Consider the following 15164-nt stretch of genomic DNA (forward strand, 5'->3'; position numbering starts at 1 on the left):
GGTCCCGGCGATCGGGCGGCGCGCCGCTCATCGCCCGGCCGCCGCATCCTTGTCGGCGCGGTCCTTGGCGACCGGGCCCGCGGCGGGCAGGGAAGGGCGGGTCGCGCCCGGCATCCCGCTGGACATCGCCGTGCGCTCGCCCTTGCCGTCGTCCTGCGCGGCGCAGACGCCGGGCCGGTCGAGGGCCGCCTTCCCGTCCTGGCGGTCGCCGCAGTCCACCGGCACCGCCTCGGTCTCCGGCCCGGCGACCGTGGTCTCGGCCTCGGCCTCGGCGCGGGCGGTGACGACGAGGCGCCAGACATTGAACGAGACATCGGCGGCCGGCGCGGCCGACGCCTCCCCGGTGTCGATCCGGTGGAGGAAGTCCGGCGAATCCCGGAGGGCGGCCTCGCCGGCCGGGGAGGCGGCGACGGGCTCCTCGGCGACCAAGGTCGGGGCCTCCGGCCAGGTCAGCTTCGCCACCGGCAAGGCGTCGCGCAACGCGGGCGGGGCGCGTTCCCCGGCGGGGGCGGCTGTCGCGCGCGCGGCGACTCCGGCGACCAGGCAGATGGCCTCGCCCAGGCAGCAGGCCAGCACCGGCAGCGCCAAGGCCAAGGCCAGCACGGCAGGTCCCTTGCGCATGGCACGGTGCATCCGGTGCGCCTCCGCCTTCCCCCGGGATGCCGTCGCCGGCCCCGACCGGTCCGGTTATAGGGCCGTCGCGTTTCACCGGCGTGTCGCCGCTGTTTCTCCGGCGGGGGCGACGATGCGCGGGCGCTTCGCGGCCGCTGCGCCGGCGCGGTTCGTGCCGGGTCGCCGCGATGCGGAACGGGGCGGCTCTACGGTCCGGCGCGCAGCACCCCGCCGGTCCCGCGCGATGCCGCTCCGCGCGGATCGGGACCGCGGTGCGTGCCGGCGGGCCCGGGCGTCCGGGAAGCCGGTGCCGCGTGCCGATCCCCGGCGCTGGCGATCAGCCGGCACCCGGCCGCCGCCGGGCACGCAGCCTCCCGCGGCGGCACGGGTCATCGGCCTGCCGGGTAGGCGATCGTCACCACCTCCAGCGCCTCGCGCCCCTGCGGCGTGCGCAGTTCCACCACGTCGCCCTCCGAGGCGCGCAGCAGGGCGCGGGCGACGGGCGAGAGCCAGCTTATCCGGCCCCGCTCCATGTCGGTCTCGTCGGCGCCGACGATGGTGACGGTCCGCTCCACCCCGGCGCCGGTCTCGTAGGTGACGGTGGCACCGAAGTAGACGCGGTCCCGGCTGCGCTGCGCCGCCGGGTCGACCACCTGCGCCCGCTCCAGCCGCTTGCGCAGGAAGCGCACGCGGCGGTCGATCTCGCGCAGCCGCTTCTTGCCGTACTGGTAGTCGGCATTCTCCGAGCGGTCGCCGAGCGAGGCGGCCCATGCGACCAGCTCCACCACCTTCGGCCGCTCCTGCGACCAGAGCGCGCGCAACTCGGCCTGCAGCCGGGCAAGGCCGTCGGGGGTGATGTAGTTGGGCGTCCCGGCGGGCAGCGGCGCGGCGCCTTCCTCGTCGTCATCGTCGTCGGGATCGGGCAAGGCCGGACTCCCCGTGGGCAGGAGGCGACGAGGATGCGTCGGCGCGGCATCCGGGTGAAGCGTCGCTGAATGAGTTTGCGAAGCGTTCGCAATTAGGCTATCGGAGGCAGCCGCCCCGAAGGCGTTGCTTGGAGGTTTCCGATGGGTTTCGTCTTTCCCCTGGCGCCGCCACCGCCCGACTATCCCTCCGCCACGGCCTGCCTCGATCCCGCCGAGAGGCTGCTGCTGCACGCGATCCGGCTCTGGGTCGCGGCGCGGCAGCGCGAGGCCGAGCCGGTCAGCCTGGTCCGCGAGGCCTTCGAGGCGGCGGGGCTGCGGCAGGGGGCCGCGGCGGCGCTGGACGGCTGGCTGCAGATCGTGCGCCGCACCGCGCTGCGGCCGCTGAACGTGGGCTGTCCGCGTTGCACGATGGTGACCGAGGACGAGACCTGGATGCTCGCCGCCGCCGCCGCCTCGCAACGGGGCGCGGCCCCGGCGGCGCTGCGCGCGCTGCGCCGCTGCATGAGCCGGCCGGGGGCGGATTTCGCGATCGGACCGGTGGACGGGCTCGCCGAGCTGTTCGCCGAGGCGGGGCTGCCCTTCCGCTGGCGCCGCCTGCCGGACGGCCTCGCGCCGGACGCGGTGCAGCCGGAGCGATCGGCCTCGCAGCGCCTGCACTGAGGCCGGCGGGGGCAGGGACGGGGGCGGAGGCGGGGCGCGGCGTCCGCGCCGCGTCCCCGCCCTTGCCCGGCACCCGCTTCCGGCAAGGCTCAGCGGGACGGGTTGTAGAAGATGATCCGGCTGCCGAGCGGGTCGAAGCCGAACTGCACCTGCCGCAGGTCGGAGAGGGCGCGGGCGATCGCCGGGTGCCGCTCCTCGGGCGCGTAGAACATCATGAAGCCGCCCGAACCCGCGCCGAGCAGCTTGCCGCCCTGCGCGCCGGCGCGCATCGCCGCCTCGTACCAGCCGTCGATCGCGCCGGAGCTGACGCCCGGCGCCAGGCTCTTCTTGAGCTGCCAGTTGACGTCGAGGATCTCGCCGACGCTGTCGATGTTGCCGTTCTGCAGCTCGTCGCGCATCTCGTAGGTGAGCTTGACCATGCGCTGCAGCGCGGCGCTCTTGTCGTTCTCGGTGGCGACGTTCTCCGACTGCGCCTTGAGGATGCCCGAGGCGCTTCGCGTGATGCCGGTGTAGAAGACGATGATCCGCCGCTGCAGCGCCTCGTTCAGCTTGCGGTCCATGATGACCGGCGAGACCAGCACGCTGTCGTCGGGCCGGAACTCGATCAGGTTGAAGCCGCCATAGGCCGCGGCGTACTGGTCCTGCTTGCCGATCGGCTCGCCGCAGCGCTCGATCTCGATGTGGCAGGCCAACTGCCCGAGGTCGTCCGACGAGACGTGCCGGCCGAGATAGGCCGAGACGGCGTTGATCAGCCCCACCGTGAAGGAGGAGGAGGAGCCGAGGCCGGTGCCGCGCGAGGGGATGTCGGCGATGGTGGTGATCTCGACGCCGCCCTGCACCTCCAGCATCTCGAAGGCGGCCTTGACCAGCCGGTGCTCGATCTCGGCGACGCTGCTCACCTCCTCCGTCTTGGAGTAGGCGAGGCGGATGCCGCCGTCGAACTTCCTGTTGATGTTCACGTAGACGTACTTGTCGATCGCCGTGCTGAGCACGGCGCCGCCGTGGCGCCGGTAGAAGGAGGGCAGGTCGCTGCCGCCTCCGACGAAGCTCATTCGCAACGGGGTGCGACAGATGATCATGGGGCCTCCGGGGGGGTGGAAAGGGGGGCGGCGTCGGCCGTCCGCAGGATGCCGTCCACGCGGAGCTCGCGTTCCGCGGCGGCGCGGGCCGCCAGGACGACCGGGGTTTCGTCGGCCGCGCGCGCGTCGTAGATGCGCGCCGCCTCGTCCGGCCCGGCGCCGCGCGCGACGAGGTCGCCGATGACCCGGTCGCGGCGCACCGACTCGTCGCTCGCCACGTGCAGCCGGTGCACGCGGCGGCTCGTCGACGGGTCGAGCAGCAGCGCCGGAACGCCTTCCAGGATCAGCACCGTGTCGGCGTCCAGCGCCACCTTGCCGGCGGCGCGGGTGGTGCGGGTGAAGCGGTCGTAGAAGGGCAGTTCCGGCGCCGCGTCCCCGCCCGCCAGCCAGGGCTCGAGCGCCGCCAGCATCGCGTCGAGGTCGAAGCGGCCGAGCACGCCGGGCCGGCGTTCCGCCGGCGGCCGGATCCAGCGGTCCATCGCCACCGTCAGGGCGCGGCGGCCCCGGGCGCGCAACTCGGCGGCCAGCGTCGCGGCGAGGGTCGACTTGCCCGAGCGCGCCAGGCCGCCCACCAGCACCAGCTCCCCGGCGCCGATCGTGTCCGGCAGGTCGCCGAGGGCGGCGGCGAGGCGGGGATACTGGTCGGCGATCAGCCGCACCGCGGCGGCGAAGTCGGGCACGGTGTAGTCGGGCACGGCGGCGTAGCGCCCGTCCCGGCCGCCCTCGCCGGTGTCGAGCAGCACGGTGCGCAGCCCGGCGCGGCTGCCGGCGAGAACGTCGCCGGTGCTGTCGCCCACCATCCAGGAGCGGGTGCGGTCGATGTTCAGCTCGGCCACGGCGCGGTCGATCATGCCGGTCCGCGGCTTGCGGCAGTCGCACGCGACCTTGAGCGACGCCACCTCGCCCGGGAAGCCGCCATGCGGGTGGTGCGGGCAGAAGTACAGCGCGTCCACGTAGGCGCCGCCCTCGCCCAGCTCGGTGTCGAGCCTGGCGTGGATGCGGCGCAGCGTCTCGAAGCTCGCCTCGCCGCGCGCCAGCACTGGCTGGTTGGTGACGACGACGACGCGATGCTCGATCTCGTTCAGCCGCTTCACGGCGGCCGTGGCGCCGGGCAGCAATTCGAGGTCCTCGGGCGTGCGCACGTAGTCGCGCAGCACGTTCAGCGTCCCGTCGCGGTCGACGAACACCGCCACCTGCTTCTCGGCCCGGCGGGCGCGCGCGACCACGCCTTCGCGCAGGTGCCGCTCGACCTTGTCGAGCCGCTTCGGCGTGCCGAGATCCTTGATGTACTCGTAGCTGTTGTAGCCGTGCAGCACGGCGCCGTCCGCCACCATCCGGGGGAACAGGTCCTTGGCGAAGTCGGAGGGCAGCCGGAAGTCGCGGTACGGCGCCAGCGCGCGCTCCTCCACCACGTAGAAGGCGGCGTTCACCAGGTTCTGCAGCCAGGCCCCGGGCGGGTGCGGGTAGGGGTGGAAGGCGGTGATGCGGCCCGCCTCGTCGACCTCGACCAGATCCGAATCGGCCGGATGGTCGTTGGGGTGCAGCAGCAGCGTGGCGACGGCGCCGTGCGCCTCGTGCGCGCGCAGCATGGCCGCGATGTCGATGTCGAACAGCGTGTCGCCGTAGACCACCAGGAACCGGTCGCGCAGCCGGTCGAGGCAGGCGAGCACGGCGCCCGACGTGCCGCGCGGATCGCCGTCGTCGACCAGCGTCACCGTGGCGCCTAGGTCGCCGCGCCCGGCGAAGAAGCGCTCGATCTGGTCGGCGGCGTGGTTGACCAGCACCACCACCTCGGTCACGCCCTGCCGCGCGAGCTGCACCACCTGCCGCTCCAGCAGCGGGATGCCGTCCACGTCCACCAGCGGCTTGGGCCGGCCGTTGAGGCGCGAGGCGAGGCGCGTGCCCTTGCCGCCCGCCAGGATCACCGCCTGCATGTCACGATCTCCATCAGGCATTCTCCTGTCCTGCGATCTCGTCCACGGCGCGCAGGATCGCGGCCGCGGAGCCGAGGCGCGGCGACCAGCCGAAGTCGCGCAGCCGCGTCACCGAGTAGCGGAAGCACGGCACGTCGCCGACCCAGCCGCGCGGCTCCGGCCCGTAGCGGATCACCGCCCCCGGCGAGACGCGGTCGCGCACCGCCTCGGCGATCTCGCGCACCGTCACGCCGTCATCCTCGGGACCGATGTTGCAGACCACGTGCCGGCCGGGCACCCGCGCCGCGACGAACAGCATGGCGTCCACCAGCTCCTCGACATGCAGGTAGGGCTTGCGCTGGGTGCCGTCGCCCAGCACGTCGAGCACCGCCGGGTCGGCGCGCAGCTTGCGCACGAGCTCGAGGATCACGCCGTGCGTCGCCGGCACGCCGACCACGTTGGGGAAGCGGAACACCGAGGCGCGCGGCAGGAAGGTCTCCACCGCGGCGCTGATCTGCGCCTCCGAGGCGAGCTTCATGGCGCCGTAGTTCGAGATGGGGGCGAGCGGTCCGGCGTCCTCCTCGGCGACGCGGTCGCCGAGGTCGCCGTAGATCGCCGAGCTGGAGGCGAAGTGCAGCGTGCGCAGGCGGAGGTCGCGCATCGCCTGCAGCACCGCGAAGGTCGTCAGGAAGGTGCGCCGCAGGTCGATGCACGGATCGTCGATGCCGGCCGGGATATCGGAGTTGGCGGCGAGGTGCCAGACCACCGCCCCGCCCGAATCCGGGCCGTGGTCGCCGGTCCCGAGCCATTCCTCGGTGGCGGCGCGCAGCGCCTCGACGTCGGCGCAGTCGATCTGACGGAAGCGCAGCCGCGGGTGTCCGGCGAGGTCGCCGAGGTTGGCGAGGCTCCCGCGCGAGAGGTCATCAATCAACAGGACGTGATTGCCTTCGGCAATCAACCGCCGCGCCAGCGTCGCTGCCACGAAGCCGGCGCCGCCCGTGATCATATGGCGGTCAGGCAAGCAGGCCTCCTGTCCCAAAAAGTCAACCACACTTCATGTATTAATACAGCTTTGCTATATTACGGCGAATTTCGTCGTCGCGCCACACCAATCCGGCTAAAAAATAGAGCATGTCACCCGCAAACGCGCTATCATGCCGCGGCAGGCTTGGCTGGCGGCCTCACGGTGCATCACGTCGTTAAATTTAGGCCGGTACAATCCCTGGTTAGGCCGGATTAGTCGAAAGGGACCTACGATGGATGGCTTTCAGGTAATTTCCTCCCGCAGCACCTACTGCAGGCCCTACCTCGACCGCCTCTCGGCGCTGCTGGCCGCGACCGACGCGGCGGCGGTGGACGAGGCGATCGACGTGATCCGGCGCGTCTGGGAGCGTGGGGGGCAGATCATCACGCTGGGCAATGGCGGCAGCGCCATGACCGCCCTGCACTTCGCCACCGACTGGAGCAAGGGCGTCTTCATGGCCACCGGCCGGCGCTTCCGCGCCCGCTCGCTGGTTGATAACATGGGCGTAATCACCGCCTATGCCAACGACGTCTCCTTCCAGGACGTCTTCGCCGAGCAGCTGAGGAACATCGCCGTCCAGGGCGACCTGGTGCTGGCCATCTCGGGCTCCGGCAACTCGGAGAACGTGATCCGCGCCATCGACTACGCCAACGGGATCGGCTGTGAGACGCTCGGCCTGTGCGGCTTCTCGGGCGGCAGGCTGAAGGCCAAGGCGCACTACGTCGTCCACGCCGACGTCAACGACATGCAGCTCTGCGAGGACGTCCACGCCATCTTCGGCCACATCGTGATGCAGGCCCTCTGCGGCATGACGGACTGAACCCGGCCGTGCTATCCTGGCGGCGGCACCCACGGGGTGTCGCCGCCGGGTCCGGCCCGGGATGCGGCCATGGGCACCGCCGGCCGTGCCCCATGGCGGCCCCGTCCTCGCCGCCCCGGTTTCCCCGCCCGGCATCCTCCCGGGCGGGCTGACGGAACCGGCCGGGCAGAGGACTGCCGAGACGGAATGATGGAACAGCAGACGGACGCTTCCGGCGCTCCCGCTCCCGATGTCGCGATGTCCGGCGACGACGTCCTGATCGTCATTCCCGCCCTCAACGAGGAGGCCCACATCGCCGGCGTGGTGGCGGCGATGCAGGCGGATGCCGCCATGGCCGGGGCGCTGATCGTGGTGTCCGATGGCGGTAGCCGGGATCGCACCGTCGAGATCGTCCGCGGCATCGGCATGCGCGACCCGCGCGTGCGCGTGGCGGTGCCCGAGCGCCCGGACTCGCTCGGCACCCCCTCGGCCAACGTCAACCGCGCCGTGCGGCAATTCGGCGCGGGACGGCGCTGGCTGGTGCGCGTGGACGCGCATGCCGCCTATCCGCCGGCCTATGCCTCCCGCCTCGTCGCGGCGGCCCTGCGCACGGGGGCGGATTGCGTGGTCACGCCGATGCTCACGCGCGGCCGCAACTGCTTCTCCCGCGCGGCGGCGGCGGCGCAGAACTCGCTGCTCGGCACCGGCGGCTCGGCGCACCGGCTGGCCGGCCGCGGCGGCTGGGTCGATCACGGCCATCACGCGCTGATGCGCCTCGACGCCTTCCGCGACGCCGGCGGCTACGACGAGGCGTTCAGCCACAACGAGGATGCCGAGCTGGACCTGCGGCTCGCCAAGGCCGGCAACCGCATCTGGCTCGCCGACGACGTGATGCTCACCTACTACCCCCGCGGCACGGCGCGCGGCCTCTGGCGGCAGTACTTCAAGTACGGCAAGGGCCGCGCCATGACGGTCTCCCGCCACGGCGGCTCGCGCAAGCTGCGCCAGACCATCCCGCTGCTGATCGCGCCGATGCTGCTGGTGGGCGCGCTCGCCCCGCTGCCCTGGCTGGCCGGCATGCCGCTGCTGGCGGCGCTGCTGGCGCTGCCCAGCCTGGGCTACGTGGCGCTCTGCCTGCTCTACGGCGCCTGGCTCGGCCGGCATGGCGATGGTTGCGCGGCGCTCGCCGGCGTGCCGGCGATGATCATGCATGTCGCCTGGTCGGCGGGCTACTGGCGACAGGTGCTGGCCGGCCCGTCGCCCGGCGCCTTCACCCAGCCCGCCATCGCCGCCTGACCCGGCGCCGCAGCCGGCGCGCGGCGCGCCGGCCGCTTCGCGACGGTGCCGCTCCCGGCGATCCGGACGCGCCGTCCCGCGTTGTGGCCGATCATGTCGGACACTCGACAGGCCTCGCCCGCGCCGGCCCGTCGCCGGCGCCATCCGCCGCGGAAGCTCCTGCCGCTCCTGATGCTGCTCGCCGCGCCGCTGGCGGGCTGCGCGCAACTGGCGGCCTCCGGCGCGCCGGGCACGGGCGGCGCGCCGAACAACGGCCAGGGCGGCAACGGCGGCAGCGCGAGCCTGCTCCGGGGCCCGGAACGGCCGCCGGGATGGCCCGCGCCCCGCATCATGGCGTGACCGGCGGGTCGAAGGCCCATCGTCGGCGCGGCCACTTTGTCGGCTGCCGGGTCGATCCGCGCCCATCCCGGCCGCCATCCGCGGGGCGGGCGCCGCCGTGGCCGTGTTGGCGCGGCATGCCGTTTCGGCCAGAGTGCGACCCCGGAGGGCACCGCCGACGGGCCACCCTTCCGGCGCGGGTCGCGGCGCCTGCCGAGTGGCGGGTCCGTCGCCTCCGCGCCCGTCCCATCGAACCGATCCGGCGCCCGGTCCGACCGGGCGGTGGCCCGCCCGGGAGCCTCCCTTGACCCTGCAAGCCGACGCGCTGATCGACCGCCGCCGCCTGAAGCGCCGCCTGACCCTCTGGCGCGGCGGCGCCGTCCTGCTGGCCGTGGCGCTGCTGGCGCTGCTGGTCGGGCGCGCCGCCGGGGTCGGGACCGGCGGGCTTGGCGGCGCCCATATCGCCCGCCTCACGGTGAGCGGCTTCATCGCCGAGGACCGGGAGGTGCTGGAGGCGCTGGAGAAGGCCGGCCGCAACCCGGCCGTGCGCGCCCTGATCGTCTCCATCAACAGCCCGGGCGGGAGCGTCGGCGGCGGCGAGGCGCTGCATGCCGCGCTGGTGCGGCTGCGGGAGAGCAAGCCCGTGGTCGCCGTGCTGCGCGGCACCGCCGCCTCCGCCGCCTACATGACGGCGGTGGCGACCGACCGGATCATCGCGCGCGAGAGCACCGTCACTGGCTCGATCGGCGTGCTGCTGCAATCCTTCGACGTGTCCGAGCTGCTCGGCCGGATCGGGGTGCGGCCGGAGATCCTGACCTCCGGGCCGCTGAAGGCCGTGCCCAACCCGTTCCGGCCACTCGACGAGGCCGGGCGCGCCGCGCTGGAGCGCATCGTGGCCGACCTGCACGCGCAGTTCGTCGCCATGGTCGCCGCGGGCCGGCACATGCCCGAGGATCGGGTGCGGCCGCTCGCCGACGGCCGGATCTTCACCGGCCGGCAGGCCCTGGCGGCGGGGCTGGTGGACTCGATCGGCGGCGAGGCGGAGGCGCGTCGCTGGCTCGAGTCGGAGCGTCATCTGCCGGCCGGACTGCCGATTCGGGATCTCTCCACCGGCACCGGAATCGGCCGCAGCCTCGGCCTGGCGCTGGGGCCGTTTCTCGGCTCGCTTCTGAAAAGCGTGGTTTCAGAATGGCTTGGCGTTGACGGTTTCATGTCGGTCTGGCAGCCTTCCGCGTGACGGTGCCCTGGCGGCACGCCAGGCGCCAGGACGCGCGCCGCGGCGCCGCCGGCGGCCCGGCGGCCGAAGCGGGGGATGCGCGTTCGATGACCAAGTCGGAGCTGATCCAGCAGCTTGCCGAGGCCAACCCGCATCTGCGGCCGAGCGACGTGGACCTGATCGTCGCCACCATCTTCGACGAGATCACCGAGGCGCTGGCGCGCGGCGACCGCGTGGAGCTGCGCGGCTTCGGCGCCTTCTCCACCAAGCGCCGCGATCCGCGCACGGGCCGCAACCCGCGCACGGGCGCGGCGGTGGAGGTGAAGGGCAAGGCGGTGCCCTATTTCAAGCCCGGCAAGGAATTGCGGGAGCGGGTCAATGGCCAGGAAAAGGCGACTCCGGACGCCGCGCCGGCCTGAGCGGCCGCCCGACGCCACGGCGGCGCGGCGCTTGCGCCACGGTGCGGCTTTGCCGATACCTCCCGCGCCCCGTCCCGCCGGGCGGTGCCGCGATGCCCGGGCCGCCCTGCCCGTGCCGCTCCGCCGGCGCCGTCATGCCCCGGCCCGCCGTGCCGTCCCGACCCTCCAACGGGCGCTGAAGGAAGACCATGCGCTGGATCCTGTTCGGACCGTTCCTGGTGCTGCTGATCCTGTTCGCCCTGTCGAACCGGCAGGAGGTCCAGCTCACCCTCTGGCCCTTCGACTACGCCTACGCCGTGCCCCTGTCCTTCGCGGTGCTGGCGGTGGCGGCGCTCTCCTTCCTGATCGGCGCCGCCGTGGCCTGGATCGCCTCGCTGCCCTACCGCCGCCGCGCCCGGCAGATGGAGGGGGCGGCCCGCCGGATGGAGACCCAGCTCGCCGGGCTGCGCACCCAGGAGGTCTATCCCGCCCGCCGCCAGGCCGAGGCGAAGGCGATGCCGGCGCCGCCGGCCGCGCCGTCGGGCCTGGCGGGAAAGCCGTGAACGCCGTCGCCGGCGGCCCGCTTCGCGCTCCCCCTGGCGGCAGCATCGTCCGGCCGGGATGCGCAATGCCGTGTCCCGACCGGCCGCGTGCCGGGCGGCGCGCCGCGTGATCGGCCGGCCTGCCTCGGCGCGCGAGCGCCTGATCGTGGCGATCGACACGGCGGACCCGGCCCGTGCCGCCGCCCTCGCCGACTCGCTCGCCCCGGCCTGCGGCCTCCTCAAGGTCGGGCTGGAGCTGTTCGACGCGGTGGGGCCCGCCGCGCCGGCCACGGTGTCGGCGCGGGCGCCGGTCTTCCTCGATCTCAAGCTGCACGACATCCCGAACACCGTGGCCGGTGCGGTGGGGGCGCTGCTGCCGCTGCGCCCCGCCATGCTCACCCTGCACGCCGCCGGCGGTGCCGCGATGATCGAAGCCGCGCGACACGCGGCCGAGCGGGCCGGGGCGGCGCGGCCGCTGCTGCTCGCCGTGACCGTGCTGACCAGCCTCGACGCCGCCGCCCTCGCCGCGACCGGCGTCTCCGACCCCCCGGCGGCGCAGGTGCTGCGCCTCGCCCGGCTGGCCCTGTCGGCCGGTGCCGACGGGCTGGTCTGCTCGCCGCGGGAGGTGGCCGCGCTGCGCGACGCGCTGGGCGCGGCCCCTGCCCTGGTGGTGCCCGGCATCCGGCCGGCCGGCAGCGCGACCGGCGATCAGGCGCGCACCGCCACCCCGGCCGAGGCGGTGGCGGCCGGCGCCGACTGGATCGTGGTCGGCCGCCCCGTCACCGGCGCCGCCGACCCGGCCGCCGCCGCGGCGGCGATCGTCGCCGGCCTGCCGTGACGCCCGTCGCTTCCTCCGCCGGGTCTCCCGCTGGGACCCCCGCTGGGCCTCCCGCTGGGCCGCTCGCTGGGACCCCCGCTGGGACCCCCGCTGGGACCCCCGCTGGGACCCCCGCTGGGACCCCCGCTGGGACCATGGTCAAGATCTGCGGCATCAACGATGCCGCCGGGTTCGATGCGGCGCTCGCGGCGGGTGCCGACCTGGTCGGCTTCGTGTTCTTCCCGCCCTCGCCGCGCGCCGTGTCGCCCGCCGTGGCGGCGTCGCTCTCCGCGCGGCAGGCCGGCGGGGCAGGGCGGGTCGGGCTGTTTGTGGACCCGGACGACGCGCTGCTGGAGGCCGTGCTCGCCGCCCTGCCGCTCGACCTGATCCAGCTCCACGGCGCGGAGTCGCCCGAACGCTGCGCCATGCTGCGTGCCCGCTTCGGGCGGCCGGTGATGAAGGCGCTCGGCATCGCGGCCGAGTCGGATCTCGCGGCGCTCGACCGCTATGCCGGCGCGGTGGACCGCTTCCTGCTCGATGCCAAGCCTGTGCCGGGCGACGCGCTGCCCGGCGGCAATGCCCGGCGCTTCGACTGGTCGCTGCCCACCCGCCGCCGGATCCCGCTGCCCTGGCTGCTGGCCGGCGGGCTGACCCCGGCCAACGTCGCGGACGCCATCGCGGAGAGCGGGGCGCCGGGCGTGGACGTCTCCTCCGGCGTGGAGCGGGCGCGCGGCGTGAAGGATCCCGCCATGGTCGCCGCCTTCGTCGCGTCGGCGCATGCTGCCCCGGACGCGGCGCCGCGGCGGATGGCCCGTCCCGCCACCTGATTCCGGTCTGCCCGCGCCGGACCGGCACGGCTCGCCGCCCGCTCCGGCGGCCTTCGCCGCCGTCCGCCGGCAGGGGCAGCGGCCCGAGCGGGGCCCCGGCCGCGACCGGTGCCCGGCCCCGGCGGGCGGATCGCCGCCGACGCGCTCCGCTTCGCCGACAGGGGCCCGTGGCGAATCGTCGTCCCGGCCGGATGGTGGCCCGAAGCGGGCCGTTCGCGCATCGGCGGCCGACCGGGCCGGGCGTCGCGAGAAACCGGCGCGGGGCGGCAGCCCGTTGGCTTATTCTCGCCGGGCCGACCGATGGCAGGTGCCGGGGACAGGGCCGTCGCGGCGACGGAGCGGGCATCGCGTCCGGTTCCCGGGCGCCTCTGCGAGGGGAGCGACGACGGAATGGCGGGGGAGCTTTCGTGCCGGTCCGGGGTTCGGCGCGCTGCGACCATGACCACGGGCCACCGCACCGCCGCAGTCCCGCCACCTCGCGCCGGGTGGACGACGCCGCCGGCGCGGGCCGGATCCAGGCCGGACCGGTCTTCCTCCGACGGGGCTCCCCGCGGCGGGCGAAGGTCCGGTCGGGAGCGCGGCCTGCCGCCGGTCCGCGCCCTCGGCGCCGCCTGCCGCTCCCGGACGGCCTCGCCTGCCGGCGATCCGACCTAGGCCCGGTCGGCGGGACCGGTGACGTTGCATCGACACCGCCGGGACGCGGCGGAACCGGGCCGGGCCGATTTCGGGCGGTCGTCCGGCCCGCCGGGCGTGGCCGATGCGCCGCGGGCGTCCGGGCAGCGGACGTGGATCGACATCCGGGCGGTTCCGGCGCTCACCCTGGTGGCGGCCTTCGCCTTCTGCCTGCTCGGCCTCGCGACGCTGCTGGACGCGCGGCGCGACGCCTGGAACGCGGCCGGCGACGAGGCCGCCAATCTCGGCCGCGTCGTCGGGCAGGAGATCAGCCACACGCTGGAGGTGCTCGACCTCTCCCTGCATGCGGTGATCGAGAACATCGATCATCCCGAGCTGCCGCGGATCAACCCCGCGCTGCGTGCCCTCGTGCTGTTCGACCGTGCGGCGATGGCCAGTCATCTCTCCGGCATCCTGGTGCTCGACCGGGCGGGCGACCCGCTCCTGTTCTCCCGCGGTGGGCAGCCGTCGGGCAGCTTCGCCGACCGCCCCTACTACCGGCGCCATCGCGACGCGGCCTCCGACCAGGGGCTGGTCGTCAGCCCGCCGATCATGGAGGAGTGGCTGGGCGGCCCGATGCTCGGGGTGAGTCGGCGCCTGGACGACGGCGCCGGGCGGTTCGCCGGCGTGGTGGTCGGCTTGGTGCGCCTGGAGTATCTGCGCAACCTGCTCGGCGGCATCGCGCTCGGGTCGGCCGGCGCATTGGCCCTCTGCCTCGGCGACGGCGAGGCGGCGGTCCGGGTGGTGGGCAGTGGCGGCCCGGCCTCGGCGGACGGGTTCCGCGGCTGCGCCGGGGCGCGGGAGGCCCGCGCCGGGCCGGTGACGCGAACCGAACCCGACGGCGCCCGCCACCTCGATCTCGTCACCCGGATACCGGGCACGGGGTTATGCGTGGTGGTCTCGCTCAGCGCCGCCGACATCGAGGCGCGCTGGTGGCCGCGGGCCTGGCAGATCGGCCTGCTCATGCTCGGCCTGTTCGCGTTCATGGCGGCGCTGGCCGTGGCGCTGCGGCTGGAGCTGAGGCGGCGGCGCCAGGCGGAGGAGACCCTGCGCGAGAGCGAGGCGCGCTTCCGGGCGCTGGCCGAGAATTCCGGCGACATGGTGGCGCGCATCGACCTCGCCGGCCGCCGGCGCTACGTCTCGCCTGTCTCCTGGCGTCTGCTCGGCTGCTCGCCCGAGGCGCTGATCGGCACCGAGGCGCTGGCCGACATGCCGGCGGAGGACCGGCCGGCGGTGCTGCGGGAGATCGCCCGGCTGCGCAGCGGCCAGACCGAGGAGGTGGTGGTGACCTACCGGGCGCGCCATGCCGACGGCCACTCGATCTGGCTGGAATCCACCCTGCGCGTGACGCGCGACGTCGCCACCGGCAGGCCGGACGGCGTGATCTCGGTGTCGCGCGACGTCACCGAGCGCAAGCGGCTGGAGATGCGGCTGGCCGAGGCCGCCCGCCAGGACGGGCTGACCGGCCTTTCCAACCGGCGCGCCTTCGACGAGGCGCTGGCGGCGGAATGGCATGGCTGCGCCGGGCGCGGACGGCCGCTTTCCCTGATGCTGATCGACGTGGACGCCTTCAAGTCGTTCAACGACCGGCACGGCCATCTGGCCGGCGACGACTGCCTGCGCGGCGTCGCCGGGCCGCTGCGCGACGCGGTCAGGCGGGCCGGCGAGATGGCGGCGCGCTACGGCGGCGAGGAATTCGTGCTGCTGCTGCCCGGCACCGGCGCCGTCGACGTGGCGCGCCTGGGCGAGCGGGTGCGGGCCGAGATCGAGGCGCTCGGCCTGCCGCATGGCGGGGCGGGTGCTCCGCTGCCGGTGGTCACCGCGAGCATCGGGGTCGCCACGGCGATCCCTGGTGGCCTGTCGGAGCCGTCGGATCCGGAAGCGCTGCTGATGGCGGCCGATCGGGCCCTCTATGTCGCCAAGCGGGAAGGCCGCAACCGGGTCTCGCAGGCGCCGCTGCCGGGGCGGATGGCGGCACGCATCTGAGAGCCTGTTCGAGAGGCCTGCGGGTCGGTCCGGCGGGTCTTTTCCGCGCCGGGCGCGTCAGGGACCTGGCACGATGCCC

General features: G+C 74.6%; 15 protein-coding genes. 10 read left to right on the plus strand and 5 right to left on the minus strand.

Features of this window, described 5'->3' with window-relative positions:
* Positions 1-27: 27 nt before the first annotated feature.
* Together M0638_RS12320 and greB are read right to left on the minus strand one after the other, a co-directional pair.
* Entirely contained in the window at positions 28-621 is a 594-nt protein-coding gene (locus tag M0638_RS12320; protein ID WP_248667289.1) for a hypothetical protein, read from the minus strand.
* Positions 622-1001: 380 nt separating this feature from the next.
* Positions 1002-1538 carry a transcription elongation factor GreB gene (gene greB, locus M0638_RS12325; protein ID WP_248667290.1) on the minus strand — a complete coding sequence of 179 codons (537 nt, stop codon included), beginning with the start codon at positions 1536-1538 and terminating at the stop codon, positions 1002-1004.
* A gap of 141 nt (positions 1539-1679) precedes the next feature.
* Between greB and M0638_RS12330 the strand changes: the two genes are divergently transcribed.
* Positions 1680-2198 carry a hypothetical protein gene (locus M0638_RS12330; protein WP_248667291.1) on the plus strand — a complete coding sequence of 173 codons (519 nt, stop codon included), beginning with the start codon at positions 1680-1682 and terminating at the stop codon, positions 2196-2198.
* A gap of 89 nt (positions 2199-2287) precedes the next feature.
* Here the strand turns inward: M0638_RS12330 and M0638_RS12335 are convergent, their stop codons facing one another.
* Genes M0638_RS12335 through M0638_RS12345 form a run of 3 tightly spaced genes read right to left on the minus strand, consistent with a single transcriptional unit; the run spans position 2288 to position 6211 of the window.
* Positions 2288-3277, minus strand: a complete 990-nt coding sequence (locus M0638_RS12335; RefSeq protein WP_248667292.1) for a GHMP family kinase ATP-binding protein — start codon at positions 3275-3277, stop codon at positions 2288-2290.
* Entirely contained in the window at positions 3274-5232 is a 1959-nt protein-coding gene (locus M0638_RS12340; RefSeq protein ID WP_248667293.1) for an HAD-IIIA family hydrolase, read from the minus strand. The genes M0638_RS12335 and M0638_RS12340 overlap by 4 nt, the downstream gene beginning before the upstream one ends.
* A complete protein-coding gene (locus M0638_RS12345; RefSeq protein ID WP_248667294.1) occupies positions 5225-6211 on the minus strand; it encodes an NAD-dependent epimerase/dehydratase family protein in 987 nt (328 codons plus the stop codon). Before M0638_RS12345 ends, M0638_RS12340 begins: the two co-directional genes overlap by 8 nt.
* Positions 6212-6446: 235 nt before the next feature.
* Here M0638_RS12345 and M0638_RS12350 point away from each other — a divergent pair, with 235 nt between their 5' ends.
* From M0638_RS12350 to M0638_RS29095, 9 genes are all read left to right on the plus strand, one after another.
* Complete coding sequence (locus M0638_RS12350; protein WP_248667295.1) at positions 6447-7034, plus strand: SIS domain-containing protein; 588 nt, start codon at positions 6447-6449, stop codon at positions 7032-7034.
* A gap of 189 nt (positions 7035-7223) precedes the next feature.
* The gene (locus M0638_RS12355) at positions 7224-8309 is read left to right on the plus strand and encodes a glycosyltransferase family 2 protein (RefSeq protein WP_248667296.1); all 1086 of its coding nucleotides are present in this window, start codon (positions 7224-7226) and stop codon (positions 8307-8309) included.
* Between the two features lie 93 nt (positions 8310-8402).
* Entirely contained in the window at positions 8403-8648 is a 246-nt protein-coding gene (locus tag M0638_RS12360; RefSeq protein ID WP_248667297.1) for a hypothetical protein, read from the plus strand.
* A 283-nt stretch (positions 8649-8931) separates the two neighbouring features.
* Complete coding sequence (gene sppA / locus M0638_RS12365; RefSeq protein WP_248667298.1) at positions 8932-9864, plus strand: signal peptide peptidase SppA; 933 nt, start codon at positions 8932-8934, stop codon at positions 9862-9864.
* Between the two features lie 86 nt (positions 9865-9950).
* A complete protein-coding gene (locus M0638_RS12370) occupies positions 9951-10262 on the plus strand; it encodes an integration host factor subunit beta (RefSeq protein WP_248667299.1) in 312 nt (103 codons plus the stop codon).
* A 188-nt stretch (positions 10263-10450) separates the two neighbouring features.
* Positions 10451-10804, plus strand: coding sequence for a lipopolysaccharide assembly protein LapA domain-containing protein (locus M0638_RS12375; protein ID WP_248667300.1), 354 nt, complete (start codon positions 10451-10453; stop codon positions 10802-10804).
* A 109-nt stretch (positions 10805-10913) separates the two neighbouring features.
* Complete coding sequence (pyrF, locus tag M0638_RS12380; protein WP_248667320.1) at positions 10914-11621, plus strand: orotidine-5'-phosphate decarboxylase; 708 nt, start codon at positions 10914-10916, stop codon at positions 11619-11621.
* Positions 11622-11755: 134 nt separating this feature from the next.
* Positions 11756-12427, plus strand: a complete 672-nt coding sequence (locus M0638_RS12385; protein ID WP_248667301.1) for a phosphoribosylanthranilate isomerase — start codon at positions 11756-11758, stop codon at positions 12425-12427.
* A gap of 750 nt (positions 12428-13177) precedes the next feature.
* Positions 13178-15085 (plus strand): sensor domain-containing diguanylate cyclase, encoded by a 1908-nt coding sequence (locus M0638_RS29095; protein ID WP_248667302.1) that lies wholly within the window; start codon positions 13178-13180, stop codon positions 15083-15085.
* The last annotated feature ends 79 nt before the right edge of the window (positions 15086-15164 follow it).

This window comes from Roseomonas acroporae, assembly GCF_023223525.1.
In the GTDB taxonomy this organism is placed as follows: Bacteria; Pseudomonadota; Alphaproteobacteria; order Acetobacterales; family Acetobacteraceae; genus Roseomonas_E; species Roseomonas_E acroporae.

Excerpts from the sequence above, each read along its gene's own strand:
- M0638_RS12355 (WP_248667296.1), top strand. The coding sequence starts at position 7,224 with ATGGAACAGCAGACGGACGCTTCCGGCGCTCCCGCTCCCGATGTCGCG.
- M0638_RS12340 (WP_248667293.1), bottom strand. The coding sequence starts at position 5,232 with ATGCCTGATGGAGATCGTGACATGCAGGCGGTGATCCTGGCGGGCGGC.
- M0638_RS12360 (WP_248667297.1), top strand. The coding sequence starts at position 8,403 with ATGTCGGACACTCGACAGGCCTCGCCCGCGCCGGCCCGTCGCCGGCGC.
- M0638_RS12335 (WP_248667292.1), bottom strand. The coding sequence starts at position 3,277 with ATGATCATCTGTCGCACCCCGTTGCGAATGAGCTTCGTCGGAGGCGGC.
- M0638_RS12385 (WP_248667301.1), top strand. The coding sequence starts at position 11,756 with ATGGTCAAGATCTGCGGCATCAACGATGCCGCCGGGTTCGATGCGGCG.
- M0638_RS12330 (WP_248667291.1), top strand. The coding sequence starts at position 1,680 with ATGGGTTTCGTCTTTCCCCTGGCGCCGCCACCGCCCGACTATCCCTCC.
- M0638_RS12320 (WP_248667289.1), bottom strand. The coding sequence starts at position 621 with ATGCGCAAGGGACCTGCCGTGCTGGCCTTGGCCTTGGCGCTGCCGGTG.
- M0638_RS12370 (WP_248667299.1), top strand. The coding sequence starts at position 9,951 with ATGACCAAGTCGGAGCTGATCCAGCAGCTTGCCGAGGCCAACCCGCAT.
- M0638_RS12350 (WP_248667295.1), top strand. The coding sequence starts at position 6,447 with ATGGATGGCTTTCAGGTAATTTCCTCCCGCAGCACCTACTGCAGGCCC.
- M0638_RS12375 (WP_248667300.1), top strand. The coding sequence starts at position 10,451 with ATGCGCTGGATCCTGTTCGGACCGTTCCTGGTGCTGCTGATCCTGTTC.